This is a genomic window from uncultured Slackia sp., from assembly GCF_959608125.1.
Classification (GTDB): domain Bacteria; phylum Actinomycetota; class Coriobacteriia; order Coriobacteriales; family Eggerthellaceae; genus Slackia.
On sequence record NZ_CAUHPG010000010.1, the window covers coordinates 1 to 23,903 of the forward strand.

The following is a 23,903-nucleotide window of genomic DNA, read 5'->3' on the forward strand; positions in this document are numbered from 1 at the left end:
CAAGGAATACGCCATCGCGCTCGCGCGCAAGGAGCTGCGCTTCAAGGAGTTCCGCGCGCTCGACGGCATCACCCTCGACATCAAGAAGGGCGATGTCTTCGGCATCCTGGGAACGAACGGATCGGGAAAATCGACCCTGCTCAAGATCATCGCCGGCGTGCTCGAACCCACGAAGGGACCGTGCACGATCCACGGCACCATCGCGCCGCTCATCGAACTGGGCGCGGGCTTCGACATGGAGCTCACCGCGCGCGAGAACATCTATCTCAACGGTGCGCTGCTGGGCTATTCGAAGAAGTTCATCCAGGACAATTTCGACGACATCGTCGAATTCGCCGAAATCAAGCCGTTCTTGGACATGCCGCTGAAGAACTACTCGTCCGGCATGGTCGCGCGCATCGCGTTCGCCATCGCCACGGTGATCGTGCCCGACATCCTGATCGTCGACGAGGTGCTTTCCGTCGGCGACTTCATGTTCCAGAAGAAATGCGAGGAACGCATCCAGTCGCTGATCAAGGAGCATAACGTCACCGTCCTGATCGTGTCGCACAACAACGACCAGATCGAACGCCTATGCAACAAGGCCGTCTGGATCGAAAAGGGCCATATGCGCATGCTCGGCACCGCCCATGACGTGTGCCAAACCTACCGTGTCCTGGGCGGACACACCGGCAGCAAGGCGGCGGAGGAACGCGTGTTCTCCATGCTCACCTCTCGAGTGCAGGCCGACGAGTCGCTGATCAAGCCGCTCGAAGCCGACAGCCCCTACGCCATGGCAGCGCGTCTGAGCAGCAGCCGCGAAGAGCCCGCCGACACGGTCGTGGTCGCCTTCGGCGAATACGAGATGGATGGATTCCTCGGAGCGGGGCTCGCAGGCGCGCTCGGCGCCCCCGTGCTGCTCACGCAATCCGACGGCATTCCTGACGCCACCTCTCAGGAAATCAAGCGGCTCAAGGCGCGGCGCATCATCCTGGTAGGCAAGACCCCCTACTGCGACGCCGACAAGTTCGGTCGCGCCCTGCAAGCCGCGACCGACGCGCGCTATGACGTGGAAACGCTGTCGGCGGACACCTACGAAGGACTGTCGTTCGCGGTGTTCGACTACGGCGCGCAGCGCGATCTGTGGCAGGGGCCCGCGATTCTCACCCATATCGGATGCATGGGAGACATGATTTCGCTTTCGCCCTACGCAAGCGAGCAACGCTGCCCGCTGCTCATCAAGTCGCCTGGCAAGCCGCTTAGCGACGGCTTGATCGAGCGCATCGTCTCGCACGGCAACGACAGGCTTCTCGTGCTCGACAGCGAAGAGGGTTGTCCCGATGCGCAGCTCGCCGGCATACGCGAGCGCAGCATACAAATCGTGCGTTTCTGCGAAGACGACGCCTACCGCGCCAACGAGGCCATCCGCGCCTGGATCGAAAACGAGCGCGGCGCCGACGCCGAGCCCGTCCGCTCGTTCATCGCGGCGCCTTCGTGGCAGCCCGCCTACTCCTACACGATCGGCCCCTATGCAGCGCGCACCGAATCGCTCGTCGTGCTCGACGACCCGCAGGACCTCGACAGCGTGGCGCATGCGATCGACTTGTTCGAAAGCCGCCGCGGCCAGGTCGACCGAATCGTCTTCGTCGGAAGCCGCACCCAGTTCAGCCCCCTCGACAAGACGATGCTCGCGAAGGCGGCGTCGGCGCTCGACGAGGAATAACACCCGCCCGACGGACCCGCCCTTCCCAGGCGGGTCCGTTTCGAACGAAGCCCGCGCGAAACGGCGCGCGATGAAGAACGGAGACACAGCATGGCATCGAACGCCGCACCCGAAACGACCCGGCCGACCATTTCCGTCCTCATACCCATCTACAACGTCGAGAAATACCTGCGTCCCTGCCTCGATTCGCTGCGCGGCCAGAGCTTCTCCGATTTCGAGGCGATCTGCCTCAACGACGGCTCGACCGATTCGTCTTCGGCGATAGCCCATGAATACGCGGCCGCGGACACGCGCTTCCGCGTGATCGACAAGGCTAATTCCGGCTACGGCGCCACGATGAACGTCGGCCTGGACGAAGCCCGTGCGCCGTTTGTCGCCGTACTCGAATCGGACGACTTCTTCTATCCCGACGCGCTCGAATCCCTCTACCGCGCGGCCGTCGAGCACGACGCCCAGGCGGTCAAGGGCAACTTCACGTTCTACTGGACCGAAGGCGATCGCGACGAGCTGCATCGCATGGTCGAAACCGATATGTGCGGCCGCGTCGTCGACACGCGCGAGGACACGCGTATCTTCTATCAGAAGCCCTCTATCTGGAGCGGCCTGTATCGCCGCGACTTCCTCGAGCAAAACGACATCCGTTTCCTCGAAACCCCCGGCGCTTCGTATCAGGACACTTCGTTCGCCTTCAAGGTCTGGGCAAGCGCCGAACGCGCCGCCTTCCTGGAAAACCCCATCGTCCATTACCGCCAGGACAACGAGGCCTCGTCGGTCAATTCCAAAGGCAAGGTCTTCTGCGTGTGCGAGGAATATGCGGAAATCAACCGCTGGCTCGACGCCCGCGACGACGAGCGGCACGAACGCGGTCTGCGCTTCATGGCCCAGGTCTCGCAATACAACGCCTATCTGTGGAATCTCGACCGTCTCGCTCCCGAATTCAAGATGGAATTCCTCGAGCGCATGGGGCGCGAATTCAAAGGCTACGAGGCGGCCGGGGCGCTCGATTGGGGCGAATGGAACGGCTGGCGCGCCCTCAACCTGCGCACCATCATGGACGACCCCGAGAAGTATCTGCGCGTGCGTGCGCGCTCGAACGACAGCGGCACCGCCGCCAAGGCCCTGTTCGCATTGCGTCTCGGCGGCCCGAAGGCGCTCGCGCAAGCCGTCGCGGGACGCTCGAAATAACGAGATGCGGCGGCGAGCCTGCAGCCGTCGCATCATAGGACCCGCAGGCATCGACGAAAACAGCATCGGATAAGACGCGAGGCCTGACCGATGCTCCGTACCGGGAGGTTCCGTGAAGATATCGGTCATCGTTCCTGTCTACAAGGCCGAAAAGCATCTGGGCGCGACGCTCGATTCTCTGATCGGGCAAACTCATGACGACCTCGAAATCATCTGCGTGAACGACGGGTCGCCCGATCGCTGCGAAGACATCCTGAAAGATTACGCCGAGCGCGACGCGCGTATCGTCGTGATCGAACAACCCAACCAGGGCGTCTCCGTAGCGCGCAACACGGGCATCGCACACGCCTCGGGCGACATCCTCATGTTCGTCGACGCCGACGACACCTTGGTCCCCCATGCCTGCGCGCGCGTGAATCGGACCTTTGAAACGCAAAGCCCGGACGTGCTCACCTTCGGCCTCGAATGCGATCCTCCGGAAGCGGCGCCCGCCAGCCTGCGTCGCGAACTGGCTCCGAGAGACGTCGTCTACGAAGGGTTCGAACCCGCCTTGCTGTTCGAAGAGCACGCCCGCCCTTACGCCTGCCGCACCGCGATTTCCCGCTCGTTCGCCCGACGCGAAGGCATCGGCTTCGAACCCGGCCTTCCGCTCGCCGAGGATCAGGTGTTCTACTTCGCCGTCTACCCCTTCTCGGCGCGCACCGTCCTTTCGTCCGAAAAACTGTACGTCTATCGCATGAACGACGAGTCGGTCACGCACGAATCCACCGATGGGCGCCGCGCGATGCTCACTAAGCTCGACCGTCACCTGACGGCCATCGAAGCGATCTGCCGCATCTGGCAAGAACGCGGCCTGCGCGATTTCTGCGCCTCCGAACTGCTGGAATGGAGCCTCGATTTCACGATGCTCGATATCGGCAAGTTGCCGGCGGCCGACCAGCGCGCATTCTACGCGCGTCTTATGGCATGCCTGGACGGACACTTCGGCATGCCGAGCGAAAACGTCGCCAGGCGCCGTCCGACGAAGGCGTGCCTGTCAGACATCCGCGCCGCGCTCGCAGCAGCCCCTGAGGCATGCGACGCATCCGCAAGCGATGCGGTGGCCCCTTTCCACAAGGCGCGCTACTATCTTATGCGCCGCGGCTTCGCCCGCTGCGCCGAGCGCGTGCTCATGAAGGTCGGCCTCGTGAAATAGCGCGCATATGAAACGGGCGCCGAACGGCGCCCTCCCCGAATGCGAAAAGACCCCGCACAGCGCCGCGCTGTGCGGGGTCTTTGCATGAACCGATCCTACAGCTCGACGCCGAGTTCTGCCTTCACCAGGTCGAATGCGGCGGCGATACATTTGTCCATATCGTAGTATTTGTAACCGCCCAAACGTCCCGCGAACACCACGGAACCTTCCTGCTCAGCCAGTTCCTTATACTGGGCGTACAGCGCCTCGTTCTTGGCATCGTTGAGCGGGTAATACGGCTCGTCGCCCGGCTTCCAATCGGCGGGATACTCGCGCGTGATCACCGTCTTAGGCTGCGTTCCGTACTCGAAATGCTTGTGCTCGATGATGCGCGTCCAAGGCACCTCGCGCTCGGTGTAGTTCACCACGGCAACACCCTGATGATTCTCCTCGTCGAGAATCTCGCTCTCGAAGCGCAGCGAACGGTACTCGAGCGTTCCGAGCTTGAAGTCGTAGAAAGCATCCACCGGACCGCAGTAGATGGTGCGCTCGGCGATATGGGGCTGCTCGGCGATAAGGTCGCGGTACTCCACACCGAGGCGCACTTCCACGCCTTCGAGCATGCGCTCGACCATCTTGGTGTAACCGCCCATGGGAATGCCCTGGTAACGGTCGTTGAAATAATTGTTATCGTAGGTGAAGCGGCACGGGAGGCGCTTGATGATCGACGCGGGAAGGTCCTTGCAGTCACGACCCCACTGCTTCTCGGTGTAGCCCTTAACCAGCGCCTCGAAGATATCGCGACCGACCAAAGACAGCGCCTGTTCCTCGAGGTTCGACGGCTCGCCGATGCCTTCGGCCGCGATCTGCTCGGCGATCTTCGCCTTGGCCTGGGCGGGCGTCACCACGCCGTCCCACATCTTCGAGAAGGTGTTCATATTGAACGGCATATTGTACGTCTTGCCCTTATAGAGAGCCACGGGCGAGTTGATGTAATTGTTGAATTCGGCGAAACGGTTCACATACTGCCAGACGTTCGTCAGCGAGGTATGGAAGATATGCGCGCCATAGACATGCACGTTGATGCCTTCGACCTCTTCGGTGTAGATATTGCCGGCAACATGGTTGCGACGGTCGATGACCAGGCACTTCTTTCCAAGCTTGGCGGCTTCGTGGGCGAACACGGCGCCCGTCAGGCCCGCGCCGACGATCAGATAGTCATAGCGAGAATCAGACATGTTGCTCCATTCGTGATAGTGCGAGAGGCGGCGAACGCCTTGCTCCTTGTCTCAAACGTTCTTATTATCGCAAAAAGCCGCACATCAAGTCGAACGAGCACTCAAAAAACGCGTTCGTCGTATCCGCGCGGCATGGAACGCCCGAAGGGCCCGCCTCATACGAAGCGGGCCCTTCTCAGATATCGTGCATGCAGCTGTCGCACCGCATGGCGTACGCAAAGCTATTTCACCGTAAGCACCGGAACGTCGGCGCCGTGCAGGACGCCGTAGCTCACGCTGCCGAGCATGCCGCGCAATGCGCCGAGGCCGCGGCGGCCCATGACGATCAAATCGATATCGTTTTTCTTGGCGTAGTATACGATCGCATCAGCCGCAGAAGAATCGGCGACTACGTCGATCGCGGCGGCATCGCCCATTTCGGCGATGACATCGCTCAAGCCCGCGGAGACCTTCGCCTTCGCGCGCTCGGTCGCCTTCTCCACCAGACCCTGATATGCTTCACGGTCGACCAAACCCAGCGGCACGCCGTCGAGCGACCCGCCGTCGTCGAGGTCTTTGGCGTCGATCATGTCGGAAGGCATGATATGGACGATGAACACGCGCGCATCCTCGCCTGCCATCGCGGCCAGGCCCTTGGCGTAATCGAGCGCGCGACGGGCATGCTCCGAGCCGTCGTAGGGAACCATGATCTTCGAAAGCTTCATTTCGGGCTCCTTTCCCTTATCCCGCCTCGATTATAGGCCGGCTGCGCTTCTGCCAGGAACAGACATCGCAAGCGGATTCTCGAAAAGCAACGCCACGCTGCCGTGCGTATCCTGCATCCGTACGGCCCGTACGTCACAGCTCCTTGGAGCGATACATCGCAACGGCGACGACGCAACTCGCCGCATACGCCGCCAGCACCGCCGCAATGAAGATGGCCGAAGCCAAAACGACATTCTGGTCGAGCCACATCGAGATATCGGAGAGCAACCGCGCCATATCGGGCACTTGGCGCAGAAGGAATATCGACGCCGGCAGGAGCATGATCAAGACGACGGGCACGATACGCACGGCTTTCGTCATGCCGTAGCGCATGGCGAAAGGCAGAATGAAAGATGCCGCGAACAGCGTGACGCCCATGCCCAGAACCCCGGCGCACAAAAGCATCGTCGGGTCTGACGCCTCGCTCGCGAACGCCTCGACCGTATCGGCGTCGAAGGGCAGCACGGACACCGCCGCAGAAAGCGCCAGCGCAACGGCCCATCCCAAGAAAAGCACGAAAACGCTGGCAACCAAGACGTTGGCGTAACGACTTGCGACGATCGCGGCGCGGGAAACGGGAAGCGTAGCGCGAAAGCGCTCCCAGCCATTCAGTCCATCGAGCGCGCAGAACGTGAAAACCATCAGGAACGGAGTCATGGCGCCGATGCAAGCCACCATGGCTATAGGGCTTTGCATCGATACGCCGATAACCAGCGACACGACAACATAGATGACGACCGATTGCATCAAGACGTTTTTCGATGTGATGAATTCGGAAAGAAAGGCGGTTTTCATCGGACCTCCCCCTTCAAGACAAGTTGCATGTAGTCGTCGATAGTCGCCTTATCGCAGGCGATATCGGGAAAAAGGCGCATGAACGCGAAGCGGTCGGGCACGAGCACGTCGACGCCGTAGGCATGGCGCGAAAACCGCAACGTCTCCGCTTCATATGCGCCGCTCGAAACGACCTGATCGAACTCCGCACGCCGACAACGCGCCACGCCCGCCATATCGCAGATAGCGTCTTTCTCTTCGTCGAAGACGATGCGGCCCCCGTCGATGCACACCACGCGATCGGCGACCTTATCGAGATCCGACGTGATGTGGCTCGAAAGCAGCACCGAACGGCGCTCGTCGGCAGCAAGATAGTCGCGCAGCAGGTCGAGCACCTCGTCGCGCGCGATCGGGTCGAGCCCCGCCGTCGCCTCGTCGAGCACGAGCAATTCGGGCTCGTGCGAAAGCGCGCACGCAAGCTGCAGCTTCATTCCCATACCGCGCGAAAGGTCTTTCACCTTTTTCTTGGGCGCCAGCGCGAAACGACGCAGATATTCTTCGAAAACCTCCGCACGCCACGACGGATAGGCCGTAGCCATAACGGAACCGACCGTCTTGACGGAAAGGTCGCCGACATACGGGCACGTGTCGAACACGACCCCGATGCGTTCTTTCACGCGCGCGCATGCCGCCGCATCGGACCGGAGCCCGAATGGCTCGCCGAGCACTTCGACCATGCCGCCGTCGGCCTCCATCAAGCCGAGAATCGCCCTGATCGTGGTGGTCTTTCCCGCACCGTTGGCACCGACGAACCCCACCACGCTGCCCTGCGGCACACGCAAGGAAACATCCTGCAATGAAAAATCGTCGCCGTATCGCTTGTTAAGCTTCTCGACGCGAATGGAATCGGCCATGACAGCCCCTTTCGATGAAATGCAGCCGGCCTACATGCCGTCGAACAGCATATCGAGCATCTCGTGCAGCTCTGCTTTTTCGACGCCCACGGAGCGTGCCTCCCGCACCGCCTGGTCGAGCAGGCCTTCCATATGGCGAAGGCGCTCTTCGCGCAGCAGCTCTTTATTGCCCCCCGCCACGAAGCTGCCCTTGCCCTGGACGGTTTCGATAAACCCCTGGGCCTCGAGTTCGGCATAGGCGCGCTTGGTGGTTATCACGCTGATACGCAGGTCGGCCGCAAGAGCCCTGATGGAAGGAAGCATGTCCCCTTCCTCGAGTTCTCCCGACAAAACGGCGTCCTTCAGCTGAGAGGCGATCTGCTCGTAGATCGGCTTGTTGCTTGCATTCGATATGACGATATCCAAGGAAAACCCCTTATCGCACACGCTTCGATGCGCATCGAAGCGCCCTATTGAGTCCCGGGAGGACAACGACCGCCGTCGCATCCCTCCCGGCCTTCCGCTTGGCGGGCGGGCGCCTCGAACGCCTTCGGAGCGCCCGCCCGAACGATGCGGCGGCGATGCCGCGGATCGATTTCAGGCGGGGCCGCTATCGAGCGCCCTCGACAACGGCGATCCGCAGATGCGTCGTCTGCGAACCAAGTGTATATACCCTATAATCACAGTATATACACGCTATATACAGTTTGCAAGGAAAAAGAATCCCGTCGAACGACGTCGCTCCGCTACACTGCTGAACGATACGTCGAACGAAAGAAGGAGCTATGGGGGATTTCTCCGACAAGGTATTCGAGCAAGTACGCCGCATTCCGCGCGGAAAAGTATCGACTTACGGCCAGATCGCACGCTTGATCGGAAGCCCGCGGTCGGCCCGATACGTCGGGTGGGCGCTGCGAGGCAACAGCGAACCCGTCAAGGTCCCCTGCCATCGCGTCGTATTCAAAGACGGAAAGCTCGCGCAGAGTTACGCCTTCGGCGGCGAAGGAATGCAGCGGGCGCTGCTTGAAAAAGAAGGCGTGGCATTCGTCGACGAGGACCATGTGAACATGGATCAATGCCTTTGGAATCCCGAGCTAGATGCCCAAGGACGCCCCGCCGACATCGATTGGGAACGCGAGATGGCCGACAACGAGTGAAGTGCCGCTTCGCATGCAAGGGGCTTTCCTCCTGAAAGGCGAAAGGGGACGAGGCTTGAGCCTCGTCCCCTTTCGGAACATGCATATTTCATGCGCCACGGAGTGCATCGCCTTAGAATAGCGAGCCCTCGGTGCATTCGAACCCCTGGTCTTCAAGCAAGGGACCGTTGTCGGCCGACCCCGTGGCCAGCTCGTCGCAACGCTCGTTCTCGGGATGGCCCGCATGGCCTTTCACCCAATGAAACGTCACGCTATGCGGCTCTTTCGCCGCCAAAAGGCGCTTCCATAGATCGGTGTTCTTCACGGGTTCTTTCTTGGCGTTTTTCCAGCCGCGCTTGAGCCATCCGTCCACCCAATGCTGGTTGAATGCATCGACCACGTATTTCGAATCGGAATACAAATCGATTTCGCACGGCCTGCGCAGGCTTTCGAGCGCCACGATCACGCCGAGAAGCTCCATGCGGTTGTTCGTCGTGCGACGAAACCCTTGCGTGAGCTCTTTGACGTGCAGCTTGCCCGCAGGATCGACATAATGCATGACCGCGCCGTATCCGCCGGGACCGGGATTGCCGCGCGCCGCCCCGTCTGTATAGATAGTCACGCGCATTCGTCCGTTCCTTCCGCCTCGCCTGCCTTCGTTTCAGACGTTCTATGGTAACACAGCGCATCTATGCGACGATACCGCCATCGAAGCACGATGATGACGGCCAGCCCTAGCCCTGCGAAGACGCATGCGGCGAAGCGGGGGCCTCATAGCTTTGCGCGGAAGCGGCATGCCCTTCGGGGGAATCCTGCGAAACCGATGCATCTTCCGCATGTCGAGCCGCCTGGACAGGCGCGAGCTGCGTGCCGCATACATGGCAGAAACGCGCCCCTTGCGGCGACAAAGTCGCTCCGCACGAAGGGCAGGAATACGTAACCGACGCGGCTTTGGAGGCCTCGGTTTTGCGGGCCACGTTTTCGATTTCGGCCTTGATCTGCGCTATTTCGTTATCGCACGCCTTCATGGCCGCGACGATATCCTCGCATCCTTCGGGAAGGCCCCCTTCGGAAGAAACGGCCTCGTAGAGCTTCTCTCCGAGGTCTCCCGCCAAGTCGCGGCGTTTGCGCTCGACCTCGCCGAGCCTGAATTTGAGGCTCGTCGCGTCGGCGAAACGACCGGCGCCTTCCACGCCTTTATTGAACGCATCGCTGATATTGTCCCAAATTCCCATGGAAACCCCTTTCTCGCCGCTGCAGAATCGACGGATCGCTTCTCTTCCCCATTATCGCAAAAGCCCGAGCAGACCGATGGCATCCGCCGCCAAGCGGAAAACGCGCTTCTCACTCGAGCGCGAGCGCGCTAATCCTGCCTGCGGCCCGATTCCCACGCCTTCTTTCCCACCGCGAACTCACGGTAGGCCTTATAGACGGCGCTGTGTGGAGAAACGGCGATCTCGTTTTCGTAGCCGTCTTCGAAACGACGCTTGAAACGCGCGGGTTCGCGGAACGCTCCGGCGGCCAATGCGCAGCCGAGCGCACAGCCCGCGATGCTCGAAATGGTGCGAGAGACCACGACGATGAAACTATCCGCACCGCCGCCCATGGCGGTGGCGAACATGCTGCATGCCGTAGCCAGCAAAAGGCCGGCGAAAACGATGATGATGAACGTCGAGAAACGCTGCATGCCCTTCGCAAGACGCAGGATGCATTCGCCGGCCATAAGCACCACGGCAACCCCCGATGCGACCACATCGACGATTACGACGCCTGCAACGATTCCGTTCGCCTCCATGACGAGTCCCACGACAGCCGCCGCCAGCGTGACCAGCGACGTGAACACGGGCACGCGCTTCAGCAAACGGGTGCTGTACGGAATATGCTCGGCCACGCTTTCGCAATGGGTGGCCACGAGCCTGCCGTGCGGATGCCGAAACGACCCCTTCTTTACCGAGCGGCCGATGCCCGAAAGCTCGTCGCTTTTCACGATAGCCCACGAGATCACGCCGACGATGGCTACGATGCCGAACAAAACAGCCATTCCTACCTCTTATCTTCCTTATTAGAGCGGGTTTTCTTCAACGCGGCCCGATGCCGCATCGCGTCGCCTGCTCCGACGAAAACGCCGCGCCCTCGGCGCGACCGACGAAAACGACGACGCGGCCCCTTATCTTAGCGATCCGCGTGATATGCTTCATGCGACAAAGAAGCGCGTATCCGAACCGATACCGTTTCACCCCCGACGTCATGCGAGGAGAGCCATGTATCAGATTTCAAACTTCATCGACAACGACGACGTCAACGTCCTCACCGAATTCGGCGCTTTCAAGGTCATCGAATGGAAACGCGACCTGAGCGTCACGGCGGGCACGGCCATAACGGCCTATTTCGCAAGCGAGATGAATGTGCGCAGGCGCCAGGTGCTCTGCGACCTCTCCCAGGCGCCGGTCACGGTGCAAGCGGGCGCCATGCAGTGGTCGGTCGGCCACGTGAACTGCACCACGGGCGTCAAAGGCGTCGGGGACCTGTTCGGCAAGGCCTTGCGCGGCGCGGTGACCAACGAGTCGGCCATCAAGCCCGAATACGAAGGCACGGGCATGCTGGTGCTCGAGCCCACGTTCCGCTACATCATCGTCCTCGATGTGGCGGACTGGGGCAATTCGATCGTCCTCGACGACGGCTTGTTCCTGGCATGCTATTCGAGCCTGCAACACAAAGCCATCATGCGCAGCAACGTATCTTCCGCCGTCGCAGGCAACGAGGGCCTGTTCAATCTCGGCATCCAGGGATATGGCGCCTTGTGCCTCGAATCCCCCTGCCCCAAAGAGGAACTTATCGAAATCACGCTCGACAACGACGAGCTGAAGGTGGACGGCAATATGGCGCTCGCCTGGAGCGGGTCTTTGAGCTTCACCGTCGAGCGTTCGGGCAAATCGCTCGTCGGGTCGGCGGCCTCGGGCGAAGGCCTCGTCAACGTCTACCGCGGCACAGGCAAGGTGCTGCTCGCCCCCACCACGTACTAAAACGCACACGGATGCGGCGCAACCGCCGCATGAAGAGGAAGGGACCCGGCCGGGTCCCTTCCTCTTATCGCTCGAATGCGAAGCCGCCGTCAGCCCTCGACCCGTCGGAATCCCACACGGAGCACGGCGCCGAAGCGGCCGTGATAATCCGATCCCGCCGTGCAGAACAGCCCGTACGCCTAAACCCGGACCGACGGCAGACGAAAGAAAAGGGAAAGACAGTCCAAGAAATTGAAAAACGGCGGCGAAACACGACAAAGACTCGACGAACCTTTCGCACGAAGCACGAAAAAGCGCTGCGAATAAAACCTTCGCAGCGCCCATCAGGCAGTTTACAGTATGCTTTCCTTATTCCGACAAAAGAAGCGCTCTTATTCGGCTATGCCGGCCGCAGCCTCATCGGAGCAAACCGCGTTCTGCTGCTCGGCGAGCTCTTTTCTGCGCGCGCGGATTTCAGCAGCGCGGTCGATCGCCAGCGTGCGCAGCGTCGCCACCGTGGGAACGCCGAGGAACATGCCGACCACGCCGAACAGCGCGCCGCCCACCAGCACGGCCGCGAACACCCAGATGCCGGGAAGGCCGACGGAGGCGCCCACGACATTGGGATAGATCAGATGCGACTCGAGCTGCTGCAGGATGACGAGGAACACGACGAACCAGACGGCCTGCATGGGGTCGACAGTCAAAATCATGAGGAAGCCGATCGCGCCGCCCAGCCAGGCGCCGAAGACGGGCACGAGCGCGGTGAGGCCCACGCATGCGCCGACGGCCACGGCGTACGGCATGCCGAAGATGGCCATGCCGATGGCGCACAGCGTTCCCAGGATGACCGCCTCGATGCACTGGCCCGTGATGAAGCGCGAGAAGGACTGGTTGGCCACATGCCCCGCATGGCGCAGGGTGTCGGCGAAGCGCGCGGGCACCGTCATCTCGATGAAGGTGTCAAGGCCCCTGAACACGCGATCCTTATCGAGCAGGATATACAGAGAGAACACGAGCGCCACGATGAAGGAGAATACGTTGTGCGCGATGGATGTCGCAGTCGAAAAGACCGACTTCACCATGTTCATCAAGCTCGACGAATCACCGCTCGAAAGAGTGGCCATGAAATCGGCGAAGCTGTGCTCGATATTCTCGACGGCCGCGGTATCGAGCGAAGCAAGCAGCATATCCAGGTCGTCTTGCGCCCACTGGTAGAAATCCTCCAGAACCAGAACGGCGCCCTGCTGGATAATGCCGGCCGACGCCTTCATCTCAGGAAGGACCAAATTCACGATGACGGCGATAACGATCGCGATAATGGCGAACGACGCCGCCAAGCAAACCGGACGTCGAGACGCCGCCAAAGGGCCCGCCTTTGCCGATGGGAAATACACGCGCTCGAGACGGCCCATGATCAGGTTGACCAAAAACGCGATCACGCAGCCCAGGACAAGAGGGAAAAACGCCGCCCATACGGCACCGACGGCTGCGAGCACCTGTTGGGAATACATCACGCCGAGCGCCGCGAGAAACGCGAAGAACGCCGCAAGGGCCAGAAGGGTCGCCGAGCGGCGCACGCTCGGCTGCTTATCGTCCATGGTGCCGTTTGGCATACTCCACCGCCGTATCCGCCCGTACGAACGGGCCATCGAAACGCCTCTGGAAAGGCGCCATCGTCCGGCGCATCCATCTCTCGCGCCTCCACGCACCATGGTAACGCAGCGCGGCCCCGCCGCGGAACACCGTTGCCGAACCGCCACGTTTTCGCACGCCCTGTCCCGCAATGCCGCCGACGGGGACCAATTGCGCCGCTCGTAGACCGCTTTCGCCATGAATCTCGACACCGTAACAGCGATGAAACAGAGCGGCTTTAATCTGCTAGAGTGCATCACGGAAGAACGCGGGACGAAACGAGTCCGCATGACCGACAATAGGAGGAAGCCATGACGTACGCACAACGCGTGATCGAACAGGTCAAGGCGAAAAACGCAAACGAGCCCGAATTCATCCAAGCCGTCACCGAGGTCCTGACCTCCATCGAGCCCGCCCTCGCGGCGCATCCCGAATACGAGGAGGCAGGCCTGCTCGAGCGTCTCGTCGAACCGGAGCGCGTCGTCATGTTCCGCGTCCCCTGGGTCGATGACCAGGGTAAGGTCCAGGTCAACCGCGGCTATCGCGTCCAGTACAACAGCGCCCTCGGCCCCTATAAGGGCGGCCTGCGCTTCCATCCTTCCGTCAACCTGTCCATCATCAAGTTCCTCGGTTTCGAGCAGTGCTTCAAGAACAGCCTGACCACGCTTCCCATGGGCGGAGGCAAGGGCGGCTCCGACTTCGACCCCAAAGGTAAATCCGACGGCGAGGTCATGCGTTTCTGCCAGAGCTTCATGACGGAGCTCTCCCGCCATATCGGCGCCGACACCGACGTTCCCGCCGGCGACATCGGCGTCGGAGCGCGCGAGGTCGGCTACATGTTCGGCCAATACAAACGCTTGCGCAACGAATGGACCGGCGTGCTCACCGGCAAAGGCCTCTCCTTCGGCGGCTCTCTCGCCCGCACCCAAGCCACCGGCTACGGCCTGGTCTATCTGGTTCAAGAGCTGCTCGCCCAGACAAGCGACTCCCTCGAGGGCAAGACCGTCTGCATCTCCGGTGCCGGCAACGTGGCGATCTACGCCGCCGAGAAAGCCCAGCAACTCGGCGCGAAGGTGGTCACGATGAGCGACTCCACCGGCTGGATCCACGACCCCGCAGGCGTCAAGCTCGATGCGGTCAAGCAGATCAAGGAAGTCGAGCGCGGCCGCATCTCCGCCTATGCCGAGCGCGTCGCCGGCGCCGAATACCATGACGGCCGCGGCGTCTGGAGCATCCCCTGCGACATCGCCCTGCCGTGCGCCACGCAAAACGAGCTGTTCATCGAGGACGCCGAGGCCCTCGTCGCCAACGGCTGCAAGGTGGTCGCCGAAGGCGCCAACATGCCCACGACGCTCGATGCCACCGACTATCTCATCGAATCCGGCGTCGCGTTCTTCCCCGGCAAGGCATCTAACGCCGGCGGCGTGGCCACCTCGGGCCTCGAGATGAGCCAGAATTCCGAACGCCTTTCCTGGTCCTTCGATGAAGTCGATGCCAAGCTCAACGGCATCATGGTGAACATCTTCCATGCGGCAGCCGATGCTGCAGAGGAGGTCGGCCAACCCGGCAACTACGTCGTCGGCGCGAATATCGCCGGCTTCAACAAGCTCGCCAATGCCATGATGGCCCAGGGCATCGTCTAATCCCTCCGACGAATCGCATCGCCGAATGCAAACGTCCCGTCACGTAATTCGAGGCGGGACGTTTTTTATGCGCCGAGCTCGGCGACAAAGCCGCGGCTTCGTCTAACGCCGTCTGGTTGCATACGAAAAAGCCCTGCGACATTCGCAGGGCTTTCGGAAGAGTCTATCGGTGCGGCCTTGAACCCTTCGTCTCCTTTTTCGAAGACGAATGCGACACAGTGGGTTCGCGGATGCTTTGTTATACGAAATTCCGAATATCGGCAGAATTACTGGGAGATTCCGAAGGAAAACAACCGCTGCACCGCGGCAGCGAAGACCCTAGATAACTCCCATCATAACGATCGCAGCGACGCAAAGAAGAGCAACGCCGCAGATGAGAGAGATAGCGCACACAACAGGCGCACAAGCGGATCGCAGAGACATTTCGTGTTCGGTCATCGTTTTTCACTCCTTATCGCATTCCGGGTCATCACTCTGCCGATGAGGCCATCATACTCCCCATAAGCAGGTATTTCGAGGGGTTTTCCATTTATTTTCGGCACATATATCCACGGTTTTGCATAGCGTATGCATATACAAAGCGACACCTGGGATATATTCGATGTTTCCCCTGTTCATCTGGCATGTACTGAAATGTATCAATGCCCGAATCATGCATATTCGGAAAAATCATCGGCCGTCGGCGCGATAAATCGCCCGATAGAGGAAAGCCCCCCTTATTCGACGGTCCCGCGAGCGGGCGGCATCATCGAAATGCGTGCACGAAAAAGGTGCGGGCGCCGCGACGCGCCCGCACCTATCGGTAACGCGCGGGACGGCCCTGCCGAAGCCGCGACCCGCGCGCGAATCCTTCGACCCGCAATCCGACACTAGCTCTTCTCTGCCGGACCGTCGACCCCCACAGCGCACGGCATAGACCACGCCCCGTGATCGCTGTGCAGCAGACGTTCGGCGAGTTCGGAGAGCGGCTCTCCCAGAAAAGCGCCGTAACATGCCTGCACGGAAGGATTCTCATGGCTGAAACGCAATTCGCTTTGCGCATCGATGCGACGCAAGGCCGATCCGCGTAGGGCCGCTCGTTCCTCGCCCTCGCAGATAGGCTGGCCGCCTCCTCCGACGCAACCGCCCGGACACGCCATGACTTCGACGAAATCGTAGGAGACTTCGCCGCGGTCGATGGCAGCGCACAGCGCATCTGCATTCGCAAGGCCGCTCGCAGCCGCGACACGAAGCTTTCGACCCGCAAGGTCGAACGTCTTCTCACGCCAACCGCGCTCTATGCCGTCATAACGGATTTCTTCGAATGCATCGGGATCGGGGTTCGAACCCGTTGCAAGGAAATACGCCGAGCGCAAAGCCGCCTCCATCACGCCCCCGGTAACGCCGAAAATATGGCCTGCGCCGGTAGCGACGCCCAACGGAGCATCGAAATCCTCCTCGTCGAGCAATGAGACGTTCAAGAAACGGGATTTGATCTGACGCTGGAGCTCACGCACGGTCAGCGCCGCATCAACGTCCCGGATGCCTTCGTTCGAATCCATGCCAGGATAGGCCCGTTCTGCCTTTTTCGCCACGCAAGGCATGTAGGATACCACGAAAATCCGCGATGGGTCGATGCCAAGTAGATCCGCATAGTATGTTTTTGCCAAAGCGCCGAAAATCTGCTGGGGCGACTTCGTCGTGGAAAGGCGATCCTGCATCCACGGGTAGCGCGTCTTGAGGAAGCGCACCCATCCGGGACAGCACGACGTGAACATCGGGCCGTCGACCCCCGCCTCGAGCCGATGCAGAAGCTCGCTTCCCTCCTCCATGATGGTCATGTCGGCCGCGAAGTCGGTGTCGAACACGTAGTCGAAGCCGAGTTTTCGCACAGCCGCCACCATGCGGCCGGGAGTCGCCTCCTCGTTTTCGAGACCGAGCCCCTCGTGCCACGACGTGCGCACCGACGGCGCGATCTGCGCGATCGTCACCGTATCGGGATCGCCGATCGCGTCGAACACGCGCGCGATATCGCTTCGCTCGTGCAGAGCCCCCACGGGACAATGCGTGATGCACTGCCCGCAATACGAGCAGTCGTCTTTCGCCACCGCATCGACGCGGCTTCGCGAGCCTGAATCGACGAGCGCCCACACTGCGAGCGCCTGGCTTTTCTCGCACACCGAAACGCACCTGAGGCACGAGATGCACTTCGCAGGCTCTTTCACCAGCGGGAAGCGCTTGTCGACCGGCTCGGAATCGAAGCTCGTAGGAAACGGCACGTCATGAATGGCCATGCGGTCGGCCAGGGCCTGCAGGCGACACGTTCCGTTTCTGAAGCAGGTCGGGCAACGACGGTCATGGCGCGAAAGGATGAGTTGCAGGTTGGTACGACGCGCAAGGCGGACGCGCTGCGTGTCGGTACGCACCTCCATGCCGTCGAAGACGGGGCTATTGCATGCCGCCACCAGGCGGTCGATCCCTTCGACCTCGACGACGCAGATACGGCAGGCGCCGATTTCGTTGAGCTCGCGCAGATAGCACAGCGTGGGGATTTCAATGCCTGCGAGACGGGCGGCCTCGAGGATCGTCGCGCCCTGTGGCGCATCGATGCCCACGCCGTCCACAACGACACGGACGGTTTCATGGCGCTCTTGCGCCGCACGATTCGCCTCTACCATGCGAGCCTTCCTTCCTTGCGCAGGATTCCGCATCCGTAATGGTCGCAGCTCAGGCAGCGCGCCGCCTCCTGGCGCATCTCCTGCTCCGAGAACCCGTATTCCACCAGCTCGAAATCGTGGCGGCGCTGCTCGCCCGGCCTTTCGCCGAGAACAGCGCGACCCCACGGCATTCGGTCGTGCTGCGAGACCGGATCGAATACGATATCGAGCGACAGCTCCCGATGAAAGCCGAGGTCGGCGTCGATCGAACGCGCAGCCTGCTTGCCGTCGGCGATCGCGATGATCGCCGATGCGGGACCGCGCATGCAGTCGCCGCCCGCATAGACGCCTGCGGCATCGATGCAGCGCAGCTTGTCATCGACGACGAGGGTCTTGCGCTCGCATGCGAGGCCCGCGCCCTCGAACGGCGCCGAGAGGACATCCTGGCCGACGGCCACCACCACAGCCTGGCATGCGATGGATTCGACCGGGCGCTGTGCGGGCACAGGAGACGGGCGGCCGTTGCGGACAGGGCCCGTGACCTGCGGCTGAATCTGCAGCCCGCACACGCGGCCCGCCTCGTCGGTCTCGATCCGCACAGGCGCCGAGAGGTCGGCGATGTGGCAGCCGTCGGCCACTGCGCCCTCGATTTCCTCGGGCAGCGCCGTCATGTCGGCCGCGCGACGACGATAGACCACGGTGACGCTTTTCGCTCCCAGACGGATGGCCGTGCGAGCGGCGTCCATCGCGACGTTGCCGCCGCCGATGACGCACACGTCCATTCCCTTCCAGTCGGGAAGCTCGCCCGATGCCACCTCGCGCAGCATCTCGACCGCCGATACGACGCCTGCGGCGTCTTCGCCCTCGATGCCGACGCGCTTGTCGCCGTGCGCGCCGATCGCGACGTACAGCGCATCGTAATCGCGTCGCACGTCCTCGATCGGCAGGTCGACGCCCACGTCGACGCCGTAGACGATTTTCACGCCCGCCGCCTCGATCGACGCGATTTCGGCATCGAGGATGTCTTTGGGAAAACGGTAGTTGGGAATGCCGTAGCGCAGCATGCCGCCCGGCTTCTCGAGGCGTTCGAACACCGTGACGTCGTGGCCGAGACGCGCCAAGTAGTAGGCCGCAGAAAGGCCGGACGGGCCGGAACCCGCCACGGCGATCTTCTTGCCCGTGGCCTCGAGGCGCGATGCGGCGCGCGGCCGCGTCTCATGATCGACGGCATAGCGCTTCATGCCCCGGATGTTGATCGCATCGTCGACCAGCGCGCGGCGACAAGTCTGCTCGCAAGGATGCTCGCAGACGTAGGCGCACGCCGAAGGAAACGGGTTGTCTTTCCTGATCAGTTCGACCGCATCATCGAAGCGACCCGCGGCCGTCAGCGCGATATAGCCCGGAACGTCGACGTGCGCAGGACACGACACCGTGCATGGCACGCCCTGAGACGAGCTGCGCAGGCAGCTTCCATGCTCCATATGCTGTTCGAAATCGTCATGGAACGCCGCAAGGCTCACGAGCACCTGCTCGGCCGCCTGGTAGCCGATAGCGCAATCGGACGTATCCCTGATATGCTCGGCAAGCGAACGCAGGCGCGCAAGCGCACCCGAATCCGCTTTGCCGTCGATGATGTCTTCCAGCATGCTCGAAACGCTCGCAAGCCCGATACGGCACGGAACGCACTTCCCGCAGCTTTGCGCATGCGCAACGCCCACCTGGGCGCGCGTCATATCGACCGGACATGTCCCCCGCGCGGTCGCGCCGAGACGCCGCGCCGTATCGTTGCACTGCGCGGCGAGCCGTCCATGAAGCGATGCCCGCGCGTACCCCTTCGCAATGCCCATGCTTCTCCTCCCGACAAGACCCCGTAGGGCCGCCTGATCCGTTCCCGCCCCGATAAAAGCCCGCCTAGAAACGCGAGCGCCGCGTTTCGCTCCAAGTGCCGCTCTATGGTCGGAAAAGCGAAACGGAATATAAGCGAGATGCGTCATGATACCATCGCGCGACGGTCCTCCGCCGAAAGCGAAAGAAAAGATACGGCATGGAAATAGAAAATGCCGCCCGCCGACGGTCGCAGCGCACCGTGGCGGACGACTTTCACCCAGTCGATAGACGAAACTAGTTTTCCGTAAGAACCTTCGTGGAAGCTACATTTCCAGGGGCTATCATAAGCACGCCGACGCTGCCTTCCTCGGGCGCGTCGAAGTACAGCGTGCCGTCGATAACCTCGCTCATCGAGAAACGGTCGTCGGACTTGAACGTGATCACCGCATCCACGCCCGAAATCACGGAAAAAGGCGTAGGGTCGGACGTAAACGCCACCACGGTATCGACATGAGCCGCCTCGAAACGACCCAGCACGTCTTCGATGTGCTTCACCAACGCCGGATCGATCGCTGCGGGATCGACGGCGGCGAACAGCTCGGATACGCTTCCGTAAGCGCTCTTCACACGCGTCGTGGTCTTCTCATCGACCGATCCGGGTTCGCCCGACGGCGTGGTAACGGTCGTCTTCGTCGTCTTCGTCGTGGTCGTCGTCGGCATAGAAAAGCCCCCCGTCATATCCGCGGGAATGCTGAAGAAGCCGTAAGTATGGCCGTCTTTCATAATGATGCGGCCGCTCACGAATTCACGCAGCGAATCCGAGTGGATTTCGATGACGGAGGCCTTTTTACCCTCATAGATCGCACGCGCTTCCTCCATCGTCATCTCCCCGTCGGAAGCCCCGTCAGCAGCATACTGCGTCTGCGAAGAAGCGCTTTCGGCATCCTCGGCCGAAGATATCTTAGCCGATGAAGACGGAATCAGAATGGGCTTGACATCCCTTCCTTGCGCATCGGCCGCCTTGTCGTCGACCTGCGACGAATCCTTCTTTCGCACCGTTCCGTCGAACAGCACCACATCGTAGCCCGACATGTCTCCAGCGACATCGTCGATGCTCGTAGCCGCGACGTTGAGCCCGCGGCCCGCGTTCGAGATGTACGACGTCAGCAGGACGAAGCCCGCAACGACCAGCACGGCGAACACGGCGAGCGCGATGCGTTCGCGCTTATGCTGCTTCGCCGCACGCGACGCAGCGACCGAACGGGCGTCGAGCAGGCGCGCTGCCTCGGCCGAGCATGAAAACGACGGCTCATCCCCTTCGCCCCGGCCGCACGCACATGACGCGCCCTTCTCGAACGCGGCGCCATTTTCCTCGGGCGATGAGGCACCGGCGTCATGGCGCCTCATCGTCCGGCCTCCAGAAGAGGACGCAGGAAACGGCCGGTGTGGCTTTCCGGCGTGGCGGCCACCTCCTCGGGCGTACCCGCCACGAGAATCGAGCCGCCGCGCGCACCACCCTCGGGTCCCAGGTCGATCACGCGGTCGGCGCACTTGATCACATCGAGGTTATGCTCGACCACCAGGACGGTATTGCCCTTGTCGACCAGGCGCTGCAGCACGTCGAGCAGCTGGCGCACGTCTTCCATATGCAGGCCCGTAGTAGGCTCGTCGAGGATGTAGAACGTCTTGCCGGTCTGGCGGCGCTGCAGCTCGCTGGCCAGCTTCACACGCTGGGCTTCGCCGCCCGAAAGCGTGGTGGCGGGTTGCCCCAGACGGATGTAGCCCAAACCGACGTCGTGCAGGGTCTGCAGCTTGCGCGCCAGGCCGGGGATGTTCTTAAAGAACTCGAGGGCCTCTTCGACCGTCATATCGAGCACGTCGTAGACGTTCTTGCCGCGATAGGCGACCTGAAGCGTTTCGCGGTTGTAGCGCTTGCCTCCGCACACTTCGCACGGCACGTAGACGTCCGGCAGGAAATGCATCTCGATCTTGATCTGGCCGTCGCCCTTGCACGCTTCGCAACGCCCCCCGCTCACGTTGAAGCTGAAGCGGCCGGGCGCGTAACCGCGCGCCTTTGCCTCCTGGGTGCTCGCGAACAGAGCGCGGATGTCGTCCCACAGCCCGATATAGGTCGCGGGATTCGAACGCGGCGTACGACCGATAGGGCTCTGGTCGATATCGATTACCTTGTCGAGCGCCTCGTAGCCGGAAAGCTTGCGGTAGGCGCCCGTGCGATGATGGGCGCGGTTGATGCGGTTCGCCAAGGCGGGGGCGAGCGTATCGGTGATCAACGAGCTCTTGCCCGAACCCGACACGCCCGTCACCACGGTAAGCGTTCCGATTTCGACCTCGACCGTCACATTCTTCAGATTGTTTTCGGACGCGCCCGTGAGCTTGACCGACCCTCTGCGGGGGCGGCGGCGTTCGGCAGGCACTTCGATACGGCGGCGCCCGGACAGGTAATCGGCCGTGAAGCTTCCTTCGGCCGCGGCCACCTGGTCGGGCGCGCCTGCGGCGACAACCGCGCCGCCGCGCTCGCCTGCACCGGGACCCATGTCGATAACGTAGTCGGCATGACGAATCGTATCTTCGTCATGCTCGACCACGATCACGGTATTGCCCAGATCGCGCAGATGCTCGAGCGTCGCGATCAGGCGTTCGTTATCGCGCTGATGCAGGCCGATCGAAGGTTCGTCCAGAATATAGAGCACGCCCATCAAGCCTGCGCCGATTTGCGTGGCCAGGCGGATGCGCTGCGCTTCGCCGCCCGAAAGCGACGCCGTCGCGCGCTCGAGCGTCAGATAATCGAGGCCCACATCGACAAGGAACTTCAATCGCGCGCGGATTTCTTTGACGATCGCCGCGCCGATCGTCGCCTCGCGCTCGCTCAGCTCGAGGGCGTCGAAGAACGCCAGCGAATCGACCGCCGCCATCTCGCAGACCTCATGGATGTTCTTGCCGCCAACTGTAACGGCCAGGATTTCGGGACGCAAACGCTTACCGCCGCAAGTCGCGCACGGGATGGTGGCGAAGTACTTGCCGTATTTGTCACGCTGGGAATCGGATTGCGCATCCTTGTAGCGGCCGAGGACCGCCTCGCAGGCGCCTTCCCAATCGATGTTCCAATAGGTTTCACGGCCGTCGACGGTCACGTAGTCGACACGGACCTTCTCTTTCTCGATGCCGAACAGGAGCGCATCGCGGACCTTTTTCGGCAGGTCTTCCCACGCGGTGGCGGGATCGGCGCCCATATGCGCGCAGACAGCACGCAAGACCTGCGGGTAATAATTTCCAGTGGCGAACGGGGCGATGGCGCCCTCGTTCAGCGACAGCGACGGGTCGGGCACAAGCAGGCTCGGATCGACCTCCTCCCTGCTGCCAAGGCCGGCGCAGTCGGGGCAGGCGCCGTAAGGCGCGTTGAAGCTGAAATCGCGCGGCTGCAGCTCGTCCATCGAATGGCCGTGCTCGGGGCACGCCAACGCGAGCGAGAAGAAATGGTCGGCCGCAGAAATTCCCGTGAAACCGGGCGTCGTCTTCAGCGCGTCTTCGGAGGCGGGCTCGTCGTCGACGATATGGACGACGACGCGGCCTTCGGCAAGCCTGGTGGCGACTTCGACCGATTCGGCGATGCGGCCCTGCGCGGAATCCTTGAGCACCACGCGGTCGACCACCACGTCGATCGTATGCTTGAATTTCTTATCGAGCTTCACCGGCTCGTTTCCGAGCTTGACCACCTCGCCGTCGATGCGCACGCGGGAAAAGCCCTCTTTCTGCAAATCGGCGAGAATCTTGGTGTGTTCGCCCTTGCGCCCCACCACGACAGGCGCCAGGATCAGCGCGCGCTTGCCTTCGCCAAGACCAAGAATCTCGTCGGTGACCTGGTCGGTGGTGCGCTTCTTGATTTCACGGCCGCATTCCGGGCAATGCGGAATGCCGATGCGCGCGTACAGCAGACGCAGGTAATCGTAGATTTCCGTCGTGGTTCCCACGGTCGAGCGCGGGTTTTTCGACGTGGTTTTCTGATCGATCGCAACGGCCGGCGAAAGGCCGTCGATGCTGTCGAGGTCGGGCTTGTTCATCTGGCCCAAAAACTGACGCGCATAGGCCGAAAGGCTTTCGACATACCTACGCTGACCCTCGGCGTAGATGGTGTCGAAGGCCAGGCTCGACTTGCCGCTTCCCGAAAGACCGGTGATGACCACCAGCTTGTCGCGCGGTATGGTCACGCTCACATCTTTGAGATTGTGCTCACGGGCCCCTTTGACCACGATGGAATCGCTTGCCACTTTCCGAACCTCTCTTCGAATGCATTAT

Annotated in this window: 19 protein-coding genes; 6 read left to right on the forward strand and 13 right to left on the reverse strand. The window is 61.8% G+C overall.

Annotated elements, in window-relative coordinates:
• From Q6E04_RS04480 to Q6E04_RS04490, 3 genes are all read left to right on the forward strand, one after another.
• A partial coding sequence (locus Q6E04_RS04480; RefSeq protein WP_303249604.1) for an ABC transporter ATP-binding protein occupies positions 1 to 1,702 on the forward strand: 1,702 nt, incomplete at its 5' end.
• A 90-nt stretch (positions 1,703 to 1,792) separates the two neighbouring features.
• The gene (locus Q6E04_RS04485; RefSeq protein WP_303249605.1) at positions 1,793 to 2,887 is read left to right on the forward strand and encodes a glycosyltransferase; all 1,095 of its coding nucleotides are present in this window, start codon (positions 1,793 to 1,795) and stop codon (positions 2,885 to 2,887) included.
• A 112-nt stretch (positions 2,888 to 2,999) separates the two neighbouring features.
• Positions 3,000 to 4,082: a glycosyltransferase gene (locus Q6E04_RS04490; protein WP_303249606.1), complete on the forward strand. Its 1,083-nt coding sequence runs from the start codon at positions 3,000 to 3,002 to the stop codon at positions 4,080 to 4,082.
• Between the two features lie 95 nt (positions 4,083 to 4,177).
• On the opposite strand, the gene glf is transcribed toward Q6E04_RS04490, so the two are convergent.
• From glf to Q6E04_RS04515, 5 genes are all read right to left on the reverse strand, one after another.
• Positions 4,178 to 5,299 carry a UDP-galactopyranose mutase gene (gene glf / locus Q6E04_RS04495; RefSeq protein ID WP_303249607.1) on the reverse strand — a complete coding sequence of 374 codons (1,122 nt, stop codon included), beginning with the start codon at positions 5,297 to 5,299 and terminating at the stop codon, positions 4,178 to 4,180.
• Between the two features lie 221 nt (positions 5,300 to 5,520).
• Positions 5,521 to 6,003, reverse strand: a complete 483-nt coding sequence (locus Q6E04_RS04500) for a universal stress protein (RefSeq protein ID WP_303249608.1) — start codon at positions 6,001 to 6,003, stop codon at positions 5,521 to 5,523.
• Between the two features lie 133 nt (positions 6,004 to 6,136).
• Entirely contained in the window at positions 6,137 to 6,838 is a 702-nt protein-coding gene (locus Q6E04_RS04505; RefSeq protein WP_303249609.1) for an ABC-2 transporter permease, read from the reverse strand.
• Positions 6,835 to 7,731 carry an ABC transporter ATP-binding protein gene (locus tag Q6E04_RS04510; RefSeq protein ID WP_303249610.1) on the reverse strand — a complete coding sequence of 299 codons (897 nt, stop codon included), beginning with the start codon at positions 7,729 to 7,731 and terminating at the stop codon, positions 6,835 to 6,837. The genes Q6E04_RS04505 and Q6E04_RS04510 overlap by 4 nt, the downstream gene beginning before the upstream one ends.
• A gap of 30 nt (positions 7,732 to 7,761) precedes the next feature.
• Complete coding sequence (locus Q6E04_RS04515; RefSeq protein ID WP_303249611.1) at positions 7,762 to 8,136, reverse strand: GntR family transcriptional regulator; 375 nt, start codon at positions 8,134 to 8,136, stop codon at positions 7,762 to 7,764.
• 359 nt (positions 8,137 to 8,495) lie between these two features.
• On the opposite strand from Q6E04_RS04515, the gene Q6E04_RS04520 reads away from it, so the two are divergent.
• On the forward strand, positions 8,496 to 8,867 hold the full coding sequence (locus Q6E04_RS04520) for an MGMT family protein (RefSeq protein ID WP_303249612.1): 372 nt from the start codon (positions 8,496 to 8,498) through the stop codon (positions 8,865 to 8,867).
• A gap of 112 nt (positions 8,868 to 8,979) precedes the next feature.
• Here Q6E04_RS04520 and rnhA read toward each other — a convergent pair whose 3' ends face one another.
• The 3 genes from rnhA to Q6E04_RS04535 all read right to left on the reverse strand — a co-directional run bounded on the left by rnhA (position 8,980) and on the right by Q6E04_RS04535 (position 10,887).
• Positions 8,980 to 9,474: a ribonuclease HI gene (gene rnhA / locus Q6E04_RS04525; protein WP_303249613.1), complete on the reverse strand. Its 495-nt coding sequence runs from the start codon at positions 9,472 to 9,474 to the stop codon at positions 8,980 to 8,982.
• A 106-nt stretch (positions 9,475 to 9,580) separates the two neighbouring features.
• Complete coding sequence (locus Q6E04_RS04530; protein WP_303249614.1) at positions 9,581 to 10,081, reverse strand: zinc ribbon domain-containing protein; 501 nt, start codon at positions 10,079 to 10,081, stop codon at positions 9,581 to 9,583.
• Between the two features lie 128 nt (positions 10,082 to 10,209).
• Positions 10,210 to 10,887: a hypothetical protein gene (locus Q6E04_RS04535; RefSeq protein WP_303249615.1), complete on the reverse strand. Its 678-nt coding sequence runs from the start codon at positions 10,885 to 10,887 to the stop codon at positions 10,210 to 10,212.
• Positions 10,888 to 11,107: 220 nt separating this feature from the next.
• Here Q6E04_RS04535 and Q6E04_RS04540 point away from each other — a divergent pair, with 220 nt between their 5' ends.
• Positions 11,108 to 11,869, forward strand: coding sequence for an AIM24 family protein (locus Q6E04_RS04540; protein ID WP_303249616.1), 762 nt, complete (start codon positions 11,108 to 11,110; stop codon positions 11,867 to 11,869).
• A 371-nt stretch (positions 11,870 to 12,240) separates the two neighbouring features.
• On the opposite strand, the gene Q6E04_RS04545 is transcribed toward Q6E04_RS04540, so the two are convergent.
• Positions 12,241 to 13,449, reverse strand: coding sequence for an AI-2E family transporter (locus Q6E04_RS04545; RefSeq protein WP_303249617.1), 1,209 nt, complete (start codon positions 13,447 to 13,449; stop codon positions 12,241 to 12,243).
• Between the two features lie 345 nt (positions 13,450 to 13,794).
• On the opposite strand from Q6E04_RS04545, the gene gdhA reads away from it, so the two are divergent.
• Positions 13,795 to 15,126 carry an NADP-specific glutamate dehydrogenase gene (gene gdhA / locus Q6E04_RS04550; protein WP_303249618.1) on the forward strand — a complete coding sequence of 444 codons (1,332 nt, stop codon included), beginning with the start codon at positions 13,795 to 13,797 and terminating at the stop codon, positions 15,124 to 15,126.
• 869 nt (positions 15,127 to 15,995) lie between these two features.
• Here gdhA and Q6E04_RS04555 read toward each other — a convergent pair.
• The 4 genes from Q6E04_RS04555 to uvrA all read right to left on the reverse strand — a co-directional run bounded on the left by Q6E04_RS04555 (position 15,996) and on the right by uvrA (position 23,875).
• On the reverse strand, positions 15,996 to 17,783 hold the full coding sequence (locus Q6E04_RS04555; protein ID WP_303249619.1) for a [FeFe] hydrogenase, group A: 1,788 nt from the start codon (positions 17,781 to 17,783) through the stop codon (positions 15,996 to 15,998).
• Positions 17,777 to 19,609 carry an NAD(P)-binding protein gene (locus Q6E04_RS04560; RefSeq protein ID WP_303249620.1) on the reverse strand — a complete coding sequence of 611 codons (1,833 nt, stop codon included), beginning with the start codon at positions 19,607 to 19,609 and terminating at the stop codon, positions 17,777 to 17,779. Before Q6E04_RS04560 ends, Q6E04_RS04555 begins: the two co-directional genes overlap by 7 nt.
• Positions 19,610 to 19,883: 274 nt before the next feature.
• Positions 19,884 to 20,996 (reverse strand): hypothetical protein, encoded by a 1,113-nt coding sequence (locus Q6E04_RS04565; protein WP_303249621.1) that lies wholly within the window; start codon positions 20,994 to 20,996, stop codon positions 19,884 to 19,886.
• Positions 20,993 to 23,875 carry an excinuclease ABC subunit UvrA gene (uvrA, locus tag Q6E04_RS04570; RefSeq protein WP_303249622.1) on the reverse strand — a complete coding sequence of 961 codons (2,883 nt, stop codon included), beginning with the start codon at positions 23,873 to 23,875 and terminating at the stop codon, positions 20,993 to 20,995. The genes Q6E04_RS04565 and uvrA overlap by 4 nt, the downstream gene beginning before the upstream one ends.
• Positions 23,876 to 23,903: the final 28 nt, after the last annotated feature.